Origin of the sequence: uncultured Cocleimonas sp. (assembly GCF_947495625.1) — a bacterium.
GTDB lineage: Bacteria > Pseudomonadota > Gammaproteobacteria > Thiotrichales > Thiotrichaceae > Cocleimonas.
Window position 1 is genome coordinate 1 of record NZ_CANLZW010000033.1, and the last position, 16,426, is coordinate 16,426.

The window sequence follows — 16,426 nt, forward strand, 5'->3', positions numbered from 1 at the left end:
TGACATACTCCTGATATAAAAATCAGGAATATCTCATAAGTTATTTGAAATTAACAATTTTTAATGCGTTTGCCCTGCCCCCCCCCCTTACTTTAAAGCACTTTTTTAATGAGACATCAAAACGGGAACGATCATAGACTTAAGTAATATCGCTGAGACACTGCCAAATACTTTCTGTTTTAAAGTGGGTGTTCCGTAACCGCCAATAATCAATAAATCGATATCATATTCTGAAATTTTATTAAGAATTGTTGTGGGTACATTATTCGAGCCGGGATTGACGCGCAGCAGTTTTGCGTTAATCTCATGATGCGATAAATGCCTAATTAAACGATCTTCCAGTAAATTTTTCTTTTGCTCTTTTTGCTTTTTACTTTCAACAATAAGAATAAAGACTTCCTGGGTTCTTGCTAATAAAGGTATTGAATCATGGACTGCACGGCTTGCCGCTGGGGTACCATCCCAGGCAATCATCGCTTTTTTAAATCCTGTTCTTCTAGTGCCAATGTATGGCATGAACAAAATTGGCCGACCGCTGCGAAGAATGACTTCTTGAGAGAAGCCCTCTAGCCTTGAGAAATTGTCTCTAGATGGGTCAGGTTGCCCGAGTATTACAAGGTCTGCATTACGAGCGTATTGCGCCATCTTGAGGGCACTTTTAGATGCGCCTCCGTTAATCACTAGTGATTCGACATTAATGCCTTCAGTCTCAGCATTTTCGGCGAATTCACCAGCTATTTTGTGGGCTTGTTTATCCGATATGCGCATGAGGACTTCCTCATTATCGGACTTTGCGTGAATTGGCTTCATAGAAGCCAATGAGGCCCCTGTTAAATGGGCCCCATGTGCTTTGGAAATATCAAATGCAGCATTAACTCGATCTTCGTGTCCGGCACTATCATCGAGAAAAACAAGTATGTCTTTAATGCTCAAATGTAATTTTACTAACTATATCGCGAGGTATTCATGACGAAGTTCTTCGTTATCTAGTACTTCTTTAGCAGTACCGTCAAACACGATATTACCCATATCAAGAATTAACGCGCGATCTGCTAAGCGTAAAGCGGCAACCGCATTTTGTTCAACGATAATGGTTGTAATACCTTGTTTTTTAATACTATCAACGATGCTAGCAATTTCCTGAACGATAACAGGTGCTAAGCCTTCATAAGGCTCATCGAGCAGTAATAATTTGATATCGCGAGCTAGTGCTCTTGCAACCGCAAGCATTTGCTGCTCACCACCCGATAGAGTAGTACCCATTTGATTGCGACGTTCTGCAAGACGTGGAAAATGCTCGTAAAGTCGCTCTATGCTCCAGCCTACAGGTGGAGCAATTTGTGCTAGCTCTAAATTCTCATGAACGGTTAAACCGGCAATAATTCGGCGATCTTCTGGTACTAGTGCAACACCACTTTGAGCCGCTTCGTAAGAAGACATTTTATGCAAAGGTTTATGGTCTAGCCAAATTTCACCGTGAGTTACTTGAGGATCGTCAACACGTGCAATAGAACGTAGCGTTGATGTCTTGCCCGCACCGTTTCTACCAAGAAGTGCAACAACTTCGCCTTCACGAATGTCAAAATTTACACCTTGAACAATATAACTCTCACCGTAGTATGAGTGCATATCCCAGCAAGAGAAGAAAGCAGGATCAGAACCTTTGCTATTGACTGGGGCAACTCTATCTTTGACCTCAATATTTTCTATTATACGATCACTCATCTTCAGTTTCTCCCAGATATGCTTCTTTTACTTTTGGATCATTTTTAATATCTTCAGGTGTTCCAGTGGCAATGATGTGTCCACGGGCTAGTACACTGATTCTATCTGCTAGGCTAAATACAACGTGCATATCATGCTCGATAATAACTTTAGTCATCGCACCCATCTTGCCGCTTTTGAGTAGATCAATTGTTGCGTTAGTATCGTGTCTCGCCATACCTGCAGTTGGTTCATCTAACAACAGTAAAGTAGGGTGTTGAATCAATCCCATTGCAAGCTCAAGACGACGCTTGTCACCACGAGACATACTGCCAGCGTGATGGTCATGAAATCTATCTAAATTAAAGTCGGCTAGTGTTGCCATCGCCTCTTCATGTATGGCAGTTTCTTTAAGGAGACTTTTAAATGGATTGAATTTGAATGTTCCATCACGTTTTGCAAGTGCTGGAATCATCACGTTCTCAAGAAGAGTGAGTTCAGGAAAGATTTCTGGTGTTTGGAATACACGAACCATTCCTGCATGATTAATATCATGCGCTTCCATTCCAATCATATTCTTTCCATTGAACGTCACACTTCCGTTATCTGGAATTAATCGTCCAATACAACAGTTAAGAAGTGTTGATTTACCCGCACCATTGGGGCCGATAATCGCGTGTGTCTCACCTTCCTCAATTTGTAGATTCACATCTTGTAGAGCGTGCAAGCCACCAAAGGTTTTATTTACGCCTTTAATCTCAAGGATATTACTCATTTTGCCTCTCCTTCGATTTCAGCAGTTCTATTGTCTTCGCCCTTTCCAAAAATACCTAAAATAAAGTCTTTAATTTTGGTTACACCTTCCATAACACCACCTGGTAAGAATATAACTATCAGCATGAATAATGCACCTAGTGTCAAATGCCAGCCTTCTCCAACAAAAACATTCGAAATATTCACTACAATGGTTTGTAACCACTCTGGCATAAAGCTGAATATTTCTGTTAATTCGGATTTATTTAACGCAGAGAATATATTTTCAAGATACTTAATGATTCCAGCGCCTAGTAATGGTCCGATTAAAGTACCAACACCACCCATGATTGTCATCAACACTACTTCACCAGAAGCTGTCCATTGCATTCTTTCAGCACCCGCCAGTGGATCGATTGACGCCAAAAGTCCTCCAGCTAAACCTGCGTACATACCAGATATAATGAAAGCTGTTAATAGGTAAGGTTTGGTGTTGAAGCCTGTGTATTTCATTCGGGTTTGATTAGACTTTATCGCTAACAACTTCATCCCAAAAGGTGATCGAAAAATCTTTAATGAAATATAAAATGCGAAAATCAAAAAAGCTGCAGCAACATAGAAACCAGAATACCCACTCATCAAAGTGCCGAATAAATTGGTAGATGGGAGGCCATCCGTTACAACAACGCCAAACATTGAATCTATCACGCGTGGGTCTTGTTGTTCCAGCTGCAAACCAGTTTCACCGTTAGTTATAGGTGTCAGTACAGAATAAGCAAGACTATATGCCATTTGCGCAAAAGCTAAGGTTAATATTGAGAAGTAAATGCCAGAACGTCTCAGACTCAAGTAGCCAATAATCAAAGCGAATATGCCTGACACAATGACTGCGAGAATTATTGCAGGCACGACATTCATCGTTAGTAATTTAAAAGACCAAACGGCTGTATATGAACCTATTCCTAAAAAGGCTGCATGACCAAAGGATAAATAACCCGTTAGACCAAATAGAATATTATAACCAACTGCAAATATTCCAAATATTGCAAACTTCTGAAGTAGGTCAGGATAGTTGGCACCAATTGGCGCAGTCCACATTGGCGCAGTTAAAACAACAGCTGCAAATATCAGCATGATGACGGTATTACTTTTAATTAAATTTTTCATCATTAATCCTCAAATACGCCTTCGCGTCCCATTAATCCACGCGGTCTTACTAGAAGTATCACTACTGCCACTAAGTAAATAATAATTTGATCAATACCAGGGAATAACGATGACACTTCAGTCATCGAAGCGAATGATTGTAAAACACCCAATAAGAATCCAGCTGCGACAGCGCCCGGTAAAGAGCCCATGCCACCAACAACCACTACAACAAAGGACAGTACTAAGAAGTCCATGCCCATGTGATAGTCAGGTGGTAATATTGGTGCATACATAACACCTGCTAGACCAGCTACTAATGCAGCAATAGCGAATACGATAGTGAAGCGCTTTTGAATATTGATACCCAATAAACCGACAGTCTCACGGTCTGCCATACCCGCCCTAACTACCATTCCGAAGGTAGTAAATTTCAAGAATGCAAATACGGCAAGGATTATGGCTGCAGAGAAGACTAAATATATTAATCGCCACCATGGGTAAACTAAATTTTCGTTGAGTCCAAAGAATGCTCCAACCGCGGCACTACCAGAAACTAAATCTGGCGCAGGTGTTGGAATTGGATTTGCTCCAAAAAAATGACGAATGACCTCTTGTATAATAATTGCCAAACCAAAGGTCACGAGAATTTGTTCTGCATGTGAACGTTTGTAAAAATGCCTGATTAGGCCACGTTCCATTATAAAACCAATCAATAGCATCACTGGAATTGCCATTATTATTGATAGTGGCACGGCATAATCAATGATCGCGGTTCCTGTGTCACCCCACCATATTTCTAAATAGGGCTGCTCCTTATACGCATCGAAAAAAGTAATACTTTCGTCTTTTACTTTTTTTGATATCGTAAGAATTTTTTGAAAGCTGACGGCGCAAAAAGCACCGAGCATGAATAATGCACCGTGTGCAAAGTTAACAATACCCAAGGTGCCAAATGCTAGAGTCAGACCTAATGCAATTAATGCATAAGCTGCACCTTTATCAAGGCCATTGAGTAGTTGGATCAGAATCGCATCCATGATTTTATCTTCTCTTTTTGTGAGCTAAAGTATTTGAATCAATTTAGAATTTATATAAAAAGATAGCGAGCATTTAAAAATAAACACTCTTTGCGTATATTTCAAATTATTAGTAAAAATGAAATTTTTTGATTCAAGCGTGTAGGTAACCGTTCATAAATATTGAAACTATTATTTATAACGATTCAGTATTTTAAAATTTAAAACCCCATCAGAAATATTCTAATGGGGTTAATTTTACGACTACTTATACTTCGTATGGACCTAATTCGCCACCAAGCATGTCATGTGGATATTCAACCTGTGCACGAGGAACTTCTTGTACAACTTCAAGCAGATCGAATTGACTAGTTGGTTTTTCATTACCACGTACAACCAATACATCTTTGAAACACTGATGATCTTCTGCACGATATTCAGTAGGACCATTACCCATTCCGTCAAACTTAAAGCCTTCAAGCGCTTTGATAACTTCAGGTGGATAGAAAGTACCAGCCATTTCACATGCATTTGCATATAAAAGAGTCTGAACATAACAGGTATGCGCCGCCATTGATGGTGGTTGACCATACTCAGCGCCAAATGACTTAACAAATGCAGCTGAACCTTCGTCTTTAAGTGCCCAGTTCCAGTTAGTAGAACCTAAGATACCTTTGATATTTTCACCAGCACCCTGTGCCATTAAACGAGAGAATAAAGGAACAACTATCTGGAAATCTTTACCATTAACTTGCTTATCACGTAAACCAAACTGTACTGCCTGGGTAAGTGAATTAACCATGTCTTTACCGTAATGGTTAAGAACAAGTACGTCAGCACCAGAGTTTAGTACCGGTGTAATAAATTGTGAGAAGTCACCTGCGCCAACAGGAGTTTTAACTGCTGCTTTGGTTTTCCAACCCATTTTCTCAGTATACTTCTTGATTGAACCTTCTTGAGACCAACCCCAAGTATAGTCAGCCGTTAGGTGATAAGCAGTACGATCTGTACCATACTCTTTCTCAAGTACAGGACCAAGTGCAGCACCAGACATTTCAGTATTGAAGAAATGACGGAAACCGTAACGACGTCTGTCTTTACCCGTTGTGTCATTTGAGTGAGTCAAACCAGCCATGAAAATGGTGCCCATTTCCTGACATAGACCCTGTACAGCTATTGCAACACCAGATGAAGAACCACCTGTGATCATTAAAGCGCCATCTTTTTCGATCATACGCTTAGCTGATGCGCGAGCAGCGTCTGATTTAGTTTGAGTATCACCTGTTGAGAAGACAACTTTCTTACCGAGAATACCATTGCCTTTCAGCATGCTTGGCTTCATGGTCTTCATCATTCCGCCATCGCCTTCGCCGTTAAGATGCTTAACAGCTAATTTGTATGCGCGTAATTCGTCAGCACCTTCATCGGCATAAGGACCAGACTGTGGTACGTTGAATCCTAATGTTACTGTTTTAGAATCTTTAGGGTCATTTCTAAAGTCCTTTGCCGCGTACGCGTCTTTCATAAAAATCATTGGTGCAGAAGCAGCTACACCTGTAGCACTCGCAACTTTGAGGAAACCACGTCTGTTTAGATGTGGCGTATTTTCATTTTTTTTCATTGTTTCTCTCCTTGGGGTTTAACAAGACTGCGGGTAAAAATATTATTATTGTTAGCGATCTAATAATGCAATTTGCACATTTACTAGAAAATGGCTCTTTAAGAGAGCTCTAAATACAGGCTATCATCAATAAAGATTAAACCTAAACAGTCGTTTTTTCTATTGCACCATGTGTGTACATCAATGATGTTGGTCAAAATAGATCGCCGAGTATAAGCTATGTTTTTGTTTTTTCTAAGACTATTGGTAGAATTTATGTAAATTATTTCAAAACTTAATATTAGTAAATTTAATATTAAGGTTTTCAAAACTTTAATTTAATACTAGAGAAATATCAATTATGAAAGCGCTATCAAAGGCTTAGAGGATTTCACATAAGTCTGATTATTTGTGTTTTTTGAAACTATTTCACACCAAAAATGAATTTTTGCCGTGCTAAAGATTTGGATTGATCGAATTTAATTTGATCATTTTTTAAGCTAATCCCAAATTTTTTCCATATATTTTCAAGCTCAGGATCAAAAGCCTTGCTTTTCATTTTGTTATATAAATTCATAAGTGTTTGAGTGCCAACAGCTTTATCTCCGATTGAAAATACCTCGCTTATTGGCCATGTTCCATCAGCAGCCATACTTGCACCAGAATGATTGATCGCCCTTAGCGCATCTTCCAGCCCTAACTTATTATTGGTCTGTTCACGTATTTCAATATCGGCTAGTAGAAAATATATGGCACCACCCCAGTATTTCATTCCCCAGCTACGGGTGTTGTCTAATCCTCTGTCGCCCTCTTTGGGAATGCCGTTGGGTGTCCCTTTTAATAACCAGAGCCAGACATCTTTCTCTTTAACTATGCCAGCTTTGAGTCTAACTAGGGGCTCAACATAGGTGGCAAGACCTTCTTGAGCCCAGCCATGATCATCCTCCATCAGGGGAAATGCCAGATGAACCATTTCATGTACCAATACCCAATCCTTTTGTAATTGTTGTTCTGTGATGTCAGGTTGAATTCTTAAAACGATTAAGGGAGTAGCCCGGTAATAAGCATTGCCACCAATTCTTGAGCCAGAGCCCGGGGTGATTGCAATTTTTAGATTTTTCACGGGAAACTGCTCAAAGTAATCGGCAACGGCGATTGCAGATTTTTCTATCCAGTTAACGATGGTTTGTTGATCCAGCGCAAGATGCTTATCTGACATTTCTGGCGAAAATTTCAGGTTTATTAAGCTACCTTTAATAGTTAATTGATACTCTGAATTGGCAATAGCGTTTGCACTGCTAATGCTGCTACTAAGAATGGTTAACAGTAACAAGAAATAACAAACGTAGACTCTAACTGGTCTGAGTATCATGGATAACCCTCCTGTAAGACACTCTAAACAATACGTTTACTATTGACTGTTAGAGGCAGGAAATTGAAATCAGGATAAGTACCTTGTAAAAAAGTGCCTATAAGTAAGGGGGTGTCTTAGTATATTCATGAGTAGTTAAACACGAGTAATTGATGAATAACACTCAGCTAATCGCTCTATTCCAAGCTCTATCTGGTCACAACTCGAGTTGCCATAACCAATTAATAAACCGAGGTTTTTAGGCGGTTTCTGGTAAAGCTTATTCGCAGAATAGATGCCAACGGATTTATTTTTTGCAAGTTGAATAAAGTCTTTTTCTTTGACCGCATCAAGCTGTTTGAACCAAACTAATAAATGAATACCTGCATTGGTTCCTTCAACAGATATTTCATCACCAAAATATTCTTCAAGCTTTGATATCAAAATTTCACGTCGTCTGGAATAGATCTTACGCATGCGTTTTAAGTGTCGTGCATATAGCGGAGAGTTAATAAATTCTGTAAGAATTTGCTGGTTGAGCAATGGGCTGTGTCGATCGCTGCACCACTTTAAGGCGGTAAAAGGCTCAACCAAAGGCGTCGGTAAAATGACATAGCCAATGCGTAAAACGGGCGAAAGTACTTTCGAGAAGGTGCCTATATAAATAGTCTGACCCGATTGATCCAATCCCTGAATGGCCTCGATTGGAGGACCTTGATAGCGAAATTCACTGTCATAATCATCTTCCACGATAAAAGCATTATTTTCATTCGCCCATTCGAGTAATTTAATACGCCTCGATAATGGCAGAACAGCGCCAGTAGGAAATTGATGAGAGGGCGTTGTGTAAACCAGGCGTACCTTGTTATTTCCTGTCGAATTTGATTTATTGTCTGGATCGATTTTATCAAGATCAATGCCTTCAATATCCACATCGCATCTGATCAATTCTGCGCCGGCATTCGAAAACGCCTGTGCCGCGCCACGATATCCCGGTTCTTCGATAATGACTTTTTCACCTTTTTGAATCAACAAGCGTGCGATTAAATCCAAAGCCTGCTGTGACCCATTAGTGATGACAATATTATCGGCATTACATTGGCATCCCCTGTTTTGTTGCGCATAGCGTGCAATGCTTTCACGCAATTTTAAAAGCCCTTCGGGTCTTTGGTAATTTGAGTCCAAGGTTTGGCTAAAGCGACGAGAAATCTGATTGATGTCTTTTAATAAGTACTCATTGATATCAACGGGGCCATATTGAAAATTGACATCAAGCGCAGCCCTATCAAGATGATTCAGGTCATAAGCTTGCCATTGTTTCAATGAATATTGTGCTGAGTCGCTGAGTTTGGGCGGTCGATAGTGTTGTTTTGGTAACTGTTGTTGCTTGCTCAAATCATTATCCGCGACAAAACTGCCAGAGCCAAACCGTGTCTCAATATAGCCTTCTGCTAACAGTTGTTCATAACAATTAATCACCGTATTACGAGAAACATTTAATGATTTGGCTAATTCACGACTAGACGGTAGCTTTTCACCCGCTTTGTATTCCCCAGCTAGAATTGTATTTTTTAGGCTTTCATAGAGTTGTCTATACAGAGAGCCTTGGCCGCTTAATTTAATCATTATTGGTCGAAGTGGTTCCTAAATATTGTATGTAATTGGCGCTTTAAATAAACCAATGTTCTTCGATAATAGACTATAAATAAAAGATGTTTTTATAAATTTAAGTATCAGTAGCGAAAACAATCAGCACGGAGAAAAGATCAATGAGCGAACATAAAAACAGCCTGGGGCAGCCAATTGGTTTTCCGATGCAAGATTGGACCGGCTGCGAATTACCCTCCCGTTCTGAAATGGTAGGGCAATACTGTCGGCTTGAACCGATAGATATACAATTACACGCAGACGATCTTTATCAAGCCTATGGCAAAGACCAGGATCAGAGCAACTGGACGTACCTACCCTATGGACCTTTCGAGAATAAAGCAGACTTTGTCAGGTGGTTAGAAGCAACAAGCCTCGGAGATGATCCGCTGTTTTATACGGTGATAGATTTAAAAACAAATCAGGCCGTTGGAGTGGCGACTTATTTGCGCATTAACCCTAAAGATGGCGTTATTGAAGTAGGACATATTCATTTTTCACCACTTATGCAACAAACGCCTATTTCTACAGAAGCCATGTATTTAATGATGCGACGTGTATTCAACGAATTGGGGTATCGCCGTTATGAGTGGAAGTGCGATTCACTAAATGGTCCATCAAGAGCCGCGGCTTTGCGACTGGGTTTTCAATTTGAAGGGGTTTTCCGTCAACTGACCATGTACAAAGGCAGAAATCGTGACACTGCCTGGTTTTCTATTCTGGATAAAGAATGGCCGAAACTAGAAGCGGCGTTCAAAAGTTGGTTAGACCCACAAAATTTTGATGAAAACGGAAAGCAACGCTCGAACCTGGCAAGTTTCAGAACGTGATTTAATTCAGGGGATTAATTCATTAGAAAAGACTAGCTGGTTAGAAGGAAAAGCCACCCCCCTACTTATAGGCACTTTTTGTAAGCACTTTTTTATTGATTGGCTAGACATCGATGCTCATTTGAACTGCACAAAATCTCCATATAAAATTTGCTAAAGTTACGCATAACAGTGGAACTAACCTGTTATAGTTTGATCAATTAGCTTACTTTCTATGAGGGATAAATCAGTGCTATTTAAAGGTTTTGCTGGCGATCTAAAACGCTCACTACCCCTAACAATTATTTTTGCGCTTATGCTAAATGCATGCGGCGGTGATAAAGGTAATACGAACAGTACTGACAATTCAAACAAGACAGAGGCCATGAAGACTGCCTCGAAATCAGCGCCTGCAAGCAATACTGCTGACAATAATAGTCAGGCAGCGAGTCCTTCGAGTAGCGTTGATCAAGCAACGGCAATTATTCAGGATACTACCGAAGCAGAACCCCCGTTAGAAACAAAGGATGATTTATCTGCATTTAGCTGGGAGCAACTTGGCGGCTGGCACACGCAGGGGATTGTTTCGCGTGACACTCCTATCCATATTGATTTTAATCGTGATGTTGTTGATGAATCGATGGTGGGAAAAGACGCCAGTAAGATCATGTTCATCTCACCCGAGGTTAAAGGCAAGCCGGTATTTGCCAGTAAGTCCAGCATAGTGTGGAAACCTCTCGAGCATTTAAAACCGAGCACCGTTTACAAGGTCAGCATTAAACCCGTTGGGCTTTTTGATATTCCTAATAAAGCGGCTCCTTTTCAATATACGTTTCAAGTCATTCCTCTCGAATATGAAATCAAAACTGTAGGTTTAACAACCGATCCAGCGGTCAGTAATGGAATGATGCTGGAAGGACAATTACTGGTGTCTGATCGTGTGCCCTCGAAACTTGTCGAAAAAGTAGTCTCTGCAAAATTTCAGGACAAAACATTGCCCATAGAGTGGACGCACAACACCAATGGTAAGAGCCATAAATTCGTTGTAAGAGATATCGTCAAAGAGACCTTTGATGCTGATTTGCATTTATCATGGGATGGTTCAGCCATCGATATCAAAACCAAGGGTAGAAAAAGCATAACGGTTCCCGGATCTGATAAATTTGAAGTCACTAAAATCGCCGTGATCCACAAAGCAGACAGTTCTCCTTTTGTAGAAGTGCGTTTTTCAGATGACCTGGACCCGAATCAAAACCTGAAAGGGCTGGTGGAACTGGCAAAAAATAAATACAAAGTCAGCATTGATGGAAATCGAATCAATATCTACCCAAACCGAAATCTCGCAGGAAGTTTTTTAGTAAGACTATACGGTGGCATTAAATCCAAAGAAGGTAATAAAGTTTTATCTAAGAAAATAGAACAAAAAGTAGCCTTTGATGATGCCAAGCCAAAAGTTAAATTTGTCAGCAAAGGCTCTATCCTTCCAGAAAATTCTACCTTGGAAATCCCGTTCGAAGCGGTCGGTGTTAATGCGGTAGAAGTCACCGCATTTCGTATTTATTCAGACAATATGAAGCAGTTTCTGCAGGTTGGAAACTTATCGGGTTCAAATGAGTTAGGCCGTAGCGGTCGTCATCTCTGGCGTAAAGTGATTCCACTGAAATCTGCTGATCCAAATAAATGGAATCGCTATACCTTTAACGCAACGGAGTTAATGAAAAAATACTCCGGTGGAATGATTCGCCTTACGTTATCGATAAAACGTCGTCACTCAACGTATCGTTGTGCTGCAGATACTCCAGTGGCAGATAGTAAAGACGCACCGCTTAAAGATATGGAAGATTATGGTGTGTTAGAGAATAGTGGCTGGGATGGAATCAGCGATTATGTAGAAGGTTATAACAATGACAATTCTGGCTGGGATAGCAGAAACGATCCTTGTACCGATTCGTACTATCGATATAACAGCGACAAGACAACTGCTAGTCAAAACTTCATTGCGAGCAATATCGGCTTAATCACGAAACGTGAAGCGAATGGTGATTTAAGTATTATTTCAACCGATATCAGAACGGCAAAACCGTTAACGGGTACGGAGTTTGAAATCAGGAATTATCAGGGTCAGTTACTTTCAAAGGCAACGTCTGATGGAGAAGGTTTTGCCAAAGTGCAATTATCAGAAACGCCTTTCCTATTAGTTGCTAAAAAGTTTGAAGATACGGCTTATTTAAAACTCAATACAAAAACAGCTTTGGCAATCAGTCATTTTGATGTTGGCGGCAAAAAAATCAAAAAAGGAATTAAAGGGTTCATCTATGGTGAGCGTGGTGTGTGGCGCCCCGGTGATGATATCTTTTTGACATTTGTGCTGCAGAATCAGGCATTAAATGAACAAGATGCCAAGAAGATTCCAGACAGCCATCCAGTAACAATGAAGCTCATCGATCCTAGAGGCAGAGTGGTTGATACAAAAACCAGCGTTGATTCGGTCGGTGGCTTTTACGCGTTTAAATTTAAAACGGAAGAGAAGGCGCAAACAGGAAACTGGATGGTAAAAGCCTTTGTCGGTGGAAGCTCTTTCAGCAAGTCTTTGATGATCGAAACTGTCCGTCCAAATCGCTTAAAGCTGGAACTCAACTTTAATGCGCAAGGGGAAAATGCCAGCGATAAACCTGCCGAGGTAATTTACAGCAGTGAAGGAACACCAGAAGGGACGTTATTTTCGCAATGGTTACACGGCGCTACAGCAAGTAATCTGAAAGCAGATGTCTCCGTTAAATTCACCCAAAAGAAAACACAATTCGGCAAATTCACTGACTATGTGTTTGATGATCCAGCACGCTCATTAAGAAGTCAGGACACAATGCTTTTAGAAGGTCGTTTAGATGATGAAGGCTACTTAAAATTTAGCAAAGACTTCAAAGTGAAAGGTAAGCCAGCTGGCATGCTCAAAGCTAAATTTACTTCGAGAGTGTTTGAAGAAGGTGGAGCATTCAGTATTAGCCGCAGCAATATCGACTACCATCCATACACTAATTACGTTGGTATCAAATTACCTAAGGGAGATGCTACACGTGGCATGTTGCTCACTGATGTTAAACACAAGGTAAGCATTGCCAGTTTGAGTGCTAAGGGTGAAGAAGTATCATTAAATAAAGTCCAGGTCAGTCTGTATAAAATCAAATGGAAGTGGTGGTGGGATAAATCCAGCGAATCTCTCGCAGAGTATGCAGATAGCCGTTATCAACGACTTTTACAAAAGGATATCGTCAGCACAACAGATGGCGTGGGCGAATGGAACTTTGAAGTTAAATACCCTAGTTGGGGCCGTTATCTAATCCGAGCGTGTGATTTAGAAGGCACACACTGTACGGGTAAAACAGTTTATATCGATTGGCCGGGTTGGGCAGGACGCGCACAAGAGGAAGGTAGTGGTGCTGCTAGCCGGTTAAATCTGTTCTCTGATAAAACCGCTTACAGCGTAGGCGATGTTGCAACAATTCAATTACCTGCAACCTCTCAAGGCAGAGCATTACTGAGCATTGAAACCGGTAGCCGAATTCTGGAGCAGCGCTGGGTCAAATTTACAGAAGCATCAACGGCAGCTGCTGCAGGCGTCAATAGCTCCGAGAAGCGATTGCAGTTTGAAGTGCCTATTACCGCAGAAATGGCACCCAACGCTTATGTGCACATCACTCTATTACAACCTCATGAAGGTAAATCTAACGATAGGCCGATTCGCCTGTATGGCATTATTCCATTAGATGTAAAAGATGCTGAAAGTTATCTACTACCTAAAATTCAGGCTGAAAAAGAATGGAAACCAGAATCTAAGCAGACCTTAACGGTTAGCGAAGGCAATGGTAGAAGCATGAATTATACCTTGGCAGTTGTTGATGAAGGCTTGTTGGGTTTAACCTCATTTAAGACGCCAAATTTACATCGTCATTTCTACAGCAAAGAAGCACTCGGCATTCAAACCTGGGATTTGTTTGATCATGTTGTCGGTGCATATGGTGGCAAGTTAGAACGCATGCTTGCACTCGGTGGTGGCGATGATGAAGAAACGGATGATGACGATAGCAAGAAGCGTCGCTTCCCACCTGTGGTTAAATACCTCGGTCCCTTTACTTTAGCTCAAGGCGAAACCAGAAAACACGAAATAGAATTGCCTCCTTACTTAGGCGCAGTTCGTGTGATGTTGGTTGCGGGCGAAAAAGGAGCTTACGGTAAATCCCAGCAATCTATTTTTGTGCGTCAACCGTTAATGTTGCAAAGCAGTTTGCCTCGTGTGCTTGGACCTCAGGAAGAAGTGTCTATTCCTGTGACTTTATTCTCGATGGACGACAGAATTAAAGATGTGACCGTATCGGTCGAAACAGATGATTTAGTCAACGTTATTGGAGAACCCACTCAACACATTAGCTTTAACAAGATGGGTGAGAAAATTGCCTTTATCAAAGTTAAAACGGCCAATAAAGTCGGCAAGACGCGTTTACGCTTTACGGCGACTGCTTCTGCCAACAGCACTTCAACGTCTTCTGATAAGGATGGACGTAATGGTGAATTTAAATCTGAAAAAGTAGTTTATCTGGATATTCGCAGAGCCAATCAGGAAACCACACGCACCATTACTCAGGTCATCGAGCCGGGTAAAAGCTGGGATAACAAAGCAGTGGCCTTTGGTCTGGAAGGCACTAACCAATCGATACTAGAGTTATCAGCAGTGCCACCATTGAATATTGAGAAAAGACTAAATTTCTTAATTCGGTATCCACATGGTTGTTTAGAACAAACCTCGTCATCGGCTTTCCCACAATTATTCTTGTCGAAGGTGATGGATTTAACCGATAAGCAAAAGCAGGATACTCAGCTACACGTTCAAAAAGCGATTGATAAGTTAAGACGCTTCCAAACCGGAACCGGTGATTTTAGTTATTGGCCGGGCGGTAATTATCAAAACGATTGGGCAAGTATTTATGCCGGTCACTTTTTATTAGAGGCAAAGAAACTGGGTTATAAATTGCCAGCGAACCTACTCAATAACTGGCTGAATTATCAGGTCGGAGCAGCGCAAGGCTACATCGTTGCGAGCAATCAATATTCTCATACTCAAGCTTATCGTCTTTATGTACTTGCGTTAGCAGGTCAACCGCAATTAGGCGCGATGAATCGTCTTCGTGAAGCGGCTAATACGGCGAGTACCGAAACTGGTGGAAACAACAGTCGATTGAACACCAAAGGTCGCTGGTTACTCGCAGCTGCATACCAAACGGCATCACAACCTGAGGCGGCAACAGCATTGATTCAGGGTATGGATTCCGATGCTACTGCAGTGAATAATGTTACTACGCCTGATAAAACATTCAGCTCGACGCTGGGAGATCTTGGATTGCAGTTAGATAATCTGGTTGCCTTGAACAAAAAGCAGGATGCGAATCAGTTATTAGAAAAAATTGCAGAGCAAATGAGTGGCGATGGATTCCAGAGTACTCAAGGTATATCCTGGGCATTAATGGGTGTTTCCCGTTATTTGGGCGGAGATACCAGTAGTTTCACTGCAAATCTGTCGCAAGATGGCACGCCAAAAACCATCAATAGCAGCAAGCCTATATCCAGCACCATGCTGGTAAAAGCAGATTCTAACATCAGTGTAGAAAATACATCTGGAGTGAGATTATTTGCGAATCTGGTGACTAAGGGTGTACCTGTAGCGGGTGATGAAATCAGTCAATCAAAAGGCTTAACCATTGATACTGAGTTTAGCGTGCGCGATGCTGAAAACAAAAAGCTGTGGAATGATCTTGCTGATGATAGCGACTGGAAAGTTGCTCAGGGCACTGATGCGAAGTTATCTGTGAGCATTCAAAATAACGGTAATTATGACGCTGAAAATATAGCACTTACGATTCCAGTAGCAGCAGGTATGGAAATACTGTCAGCATCAGAACAAGCCGCGACCAAGAGTAAATATGATTATCGAGATTTGCGTGATGATCGCATTTATTACTATTTCTCATTAAAGAAAGGTGAAGTCAAAAACTTTGAATTATTGGCGAATGCTTCCTATCAAGGGCGTTATTACCAACCTGCGATAACTGTTGAAGCAATGTACGATGGTAATTTAAAGGCCATTGAGAAAGGTCGCTTTATTAATATTATCAAGTAGAAATGAGGAGTTAAAAAAACGCCTCAAAGGTGGGGGGTGGCTTTTCTAGGCTCACCAAGAGCGAGAAATGTCTAGCCAAATAAATGAGTTATTCGTTTTAAAATACAAAACGATAAGCTCACTAAAGTCTATCGTAGATTCCATAAGGAATCGTCGATGTACAATGGTTATGCTGGGTTAACTGTTATTAAGTAACTCAAGCCACCCCCCACCTTTTAGCCACTTTTT

At 40.9% G+C, this 16,426-nt stretch carries 10 protein-coding genes; 2 read left to right on the forward strand and 8 right to left on the reverse strand.

Going from position 1 to position 16,426, the window contains the following annotated elements:
- Positions 1–105: 105 nt before the first annotated feature.
- The 8 genes from Q1A31_RS16385 to Q1A31_RS16420 form a co-directional block, all read right to left on the reverse strand.
- A complete protein-coding gene (locus Q1A31_RS16385) occupies positions 106–933 on the reverse strand; it encodes a universal stress protein (protein ID WP_299879224.1) in 828 nt (275 codons plus the stop codon).
- A 15-nt stretch (positions 934–948) separates the two neighbouring features.
- The gene (locus Q1A31_RS16390) at positions 949–1,725 is read right to left on the reverse strand and encodes an ABC transporter ATP-binding protein (RefSeq protein ID WP_299879227.1); all 777 of its coding nucleotides are present in this window, start codon (positions 1,723–1,725) and stop codon (positions 949–951) included.
- The gene (locus Q1A31_RS16395; RefSeq protein WP_299879230.1) at positions 1,718–2,479 is read right to left on the reverse strand and encodes an ABC transporter ATP-binding protein; all 762 of its coding nucleotides are present in this window, start codon (positions 2,477–2,479) and stop codon (positions 1,718–1,720) included. The genes Q1A31_RS16390 and Q1A31_RS16395 overlap by 8 nt, the downstream gene beginning before the upstream one ends.
- Positions 2,476–3,627 (reverse strand): branched-chain amino acid ABC transporter permease, encoded by a 1,152-nt coding sequence (locus tag Q1A31_RS16400; protein ID WP_299879233.1) that lies wholly within the window; start codon positions 3,625–3,627, stop codon positions 2,476–2,478. The genes Q1A31_RS16395 and Q1A31_RS16400 overlap by 4 nt, the downstream gene beginning before the upstream one ends.
- Positions 3,627–4,643, reverse strand: a complete 1,017-nt coding sequence (locus tag Q1A31_RS16405; RefSeq protein WP_299879236.1) for a branched-chain amino acid ABC transporter permease — start codon at positions 4,641–4,643, stop codon at positions 3,627–3,629. The genes Q1A31_RS16400 and Q1A31_RS16405 overlap by 1 nt, the downstream gene beginning before the upstream one ends.
- 247 nt (positions 4,644–4,890) lie before the next feature.
- Positions 4,891–6,243 carry a substrate-binding protein gene (locus Q1A31_RS16410; RefSeq protein WP_299879239.1) on the reverse strand — a complete coding sequence of 451 codons (1,353 nt, stop codon included), beginning with the start codon at positions 6,241–6,243 and terminating at the stop codon, positions 4,891–4,893.
- Positions 6,244–6,646: 403 nt separating this feature from the next.
- Positions 6,647–7,594 carry a hypothetical protein gene (locus Q1A31_RS16415; RefSeq protein ID WP_299879242.1) on the reverse strand — a complete coding sequence of 316 codons (948 nt, stop codon included), beginning with the start codon at positions 7,592–7,594 and terminating at the stop codon, positions 6,647–6,649.
- Positions 7,595–7,729: 135 nt separating this feature from the next.
- The gene (locus Q1A31_RS16420; protein ID WP_299879245.1) at positions 7,730–9,199 is read right to left on the reverse strand and encodes a PLP-dependent aminotransferase family protein; all 1,470 of its coding nucleotides are present in this window, start codon (positions 9,197–9,199) and stop codon (positions 7,730–7,732) included.
- A gap of 143 nt (positions 9,200–9,342) precedes the next feature.
- Between Q1A31_RS16420 and Q1A31_RS16425 the strand changes: the two genes are divergently transcribed.
- A complete protein-coding gene (locus Q1A31_RS16425; protein ID WP_299879247.1) occupies positions 9,343–10,050 on the forward strand; it encodes a GNAT family N-acetyltransferase in 708 nt (235 codons plus the stop codon).
- A gap of 214 nt (positions 10,051–10,264) precedes the next feature.
- Entirely contained in the window at positions 10,265–16,198 is a 5,934-nt protein-coding gene (locus tag Q1A31_RS16430) for an alpha-2-macroglobulin (RefSeq protein ID WP_299879250.1), read from the forward strand.
- Positions 16,199–16,426: the final 228 nt, after the last annotated feature.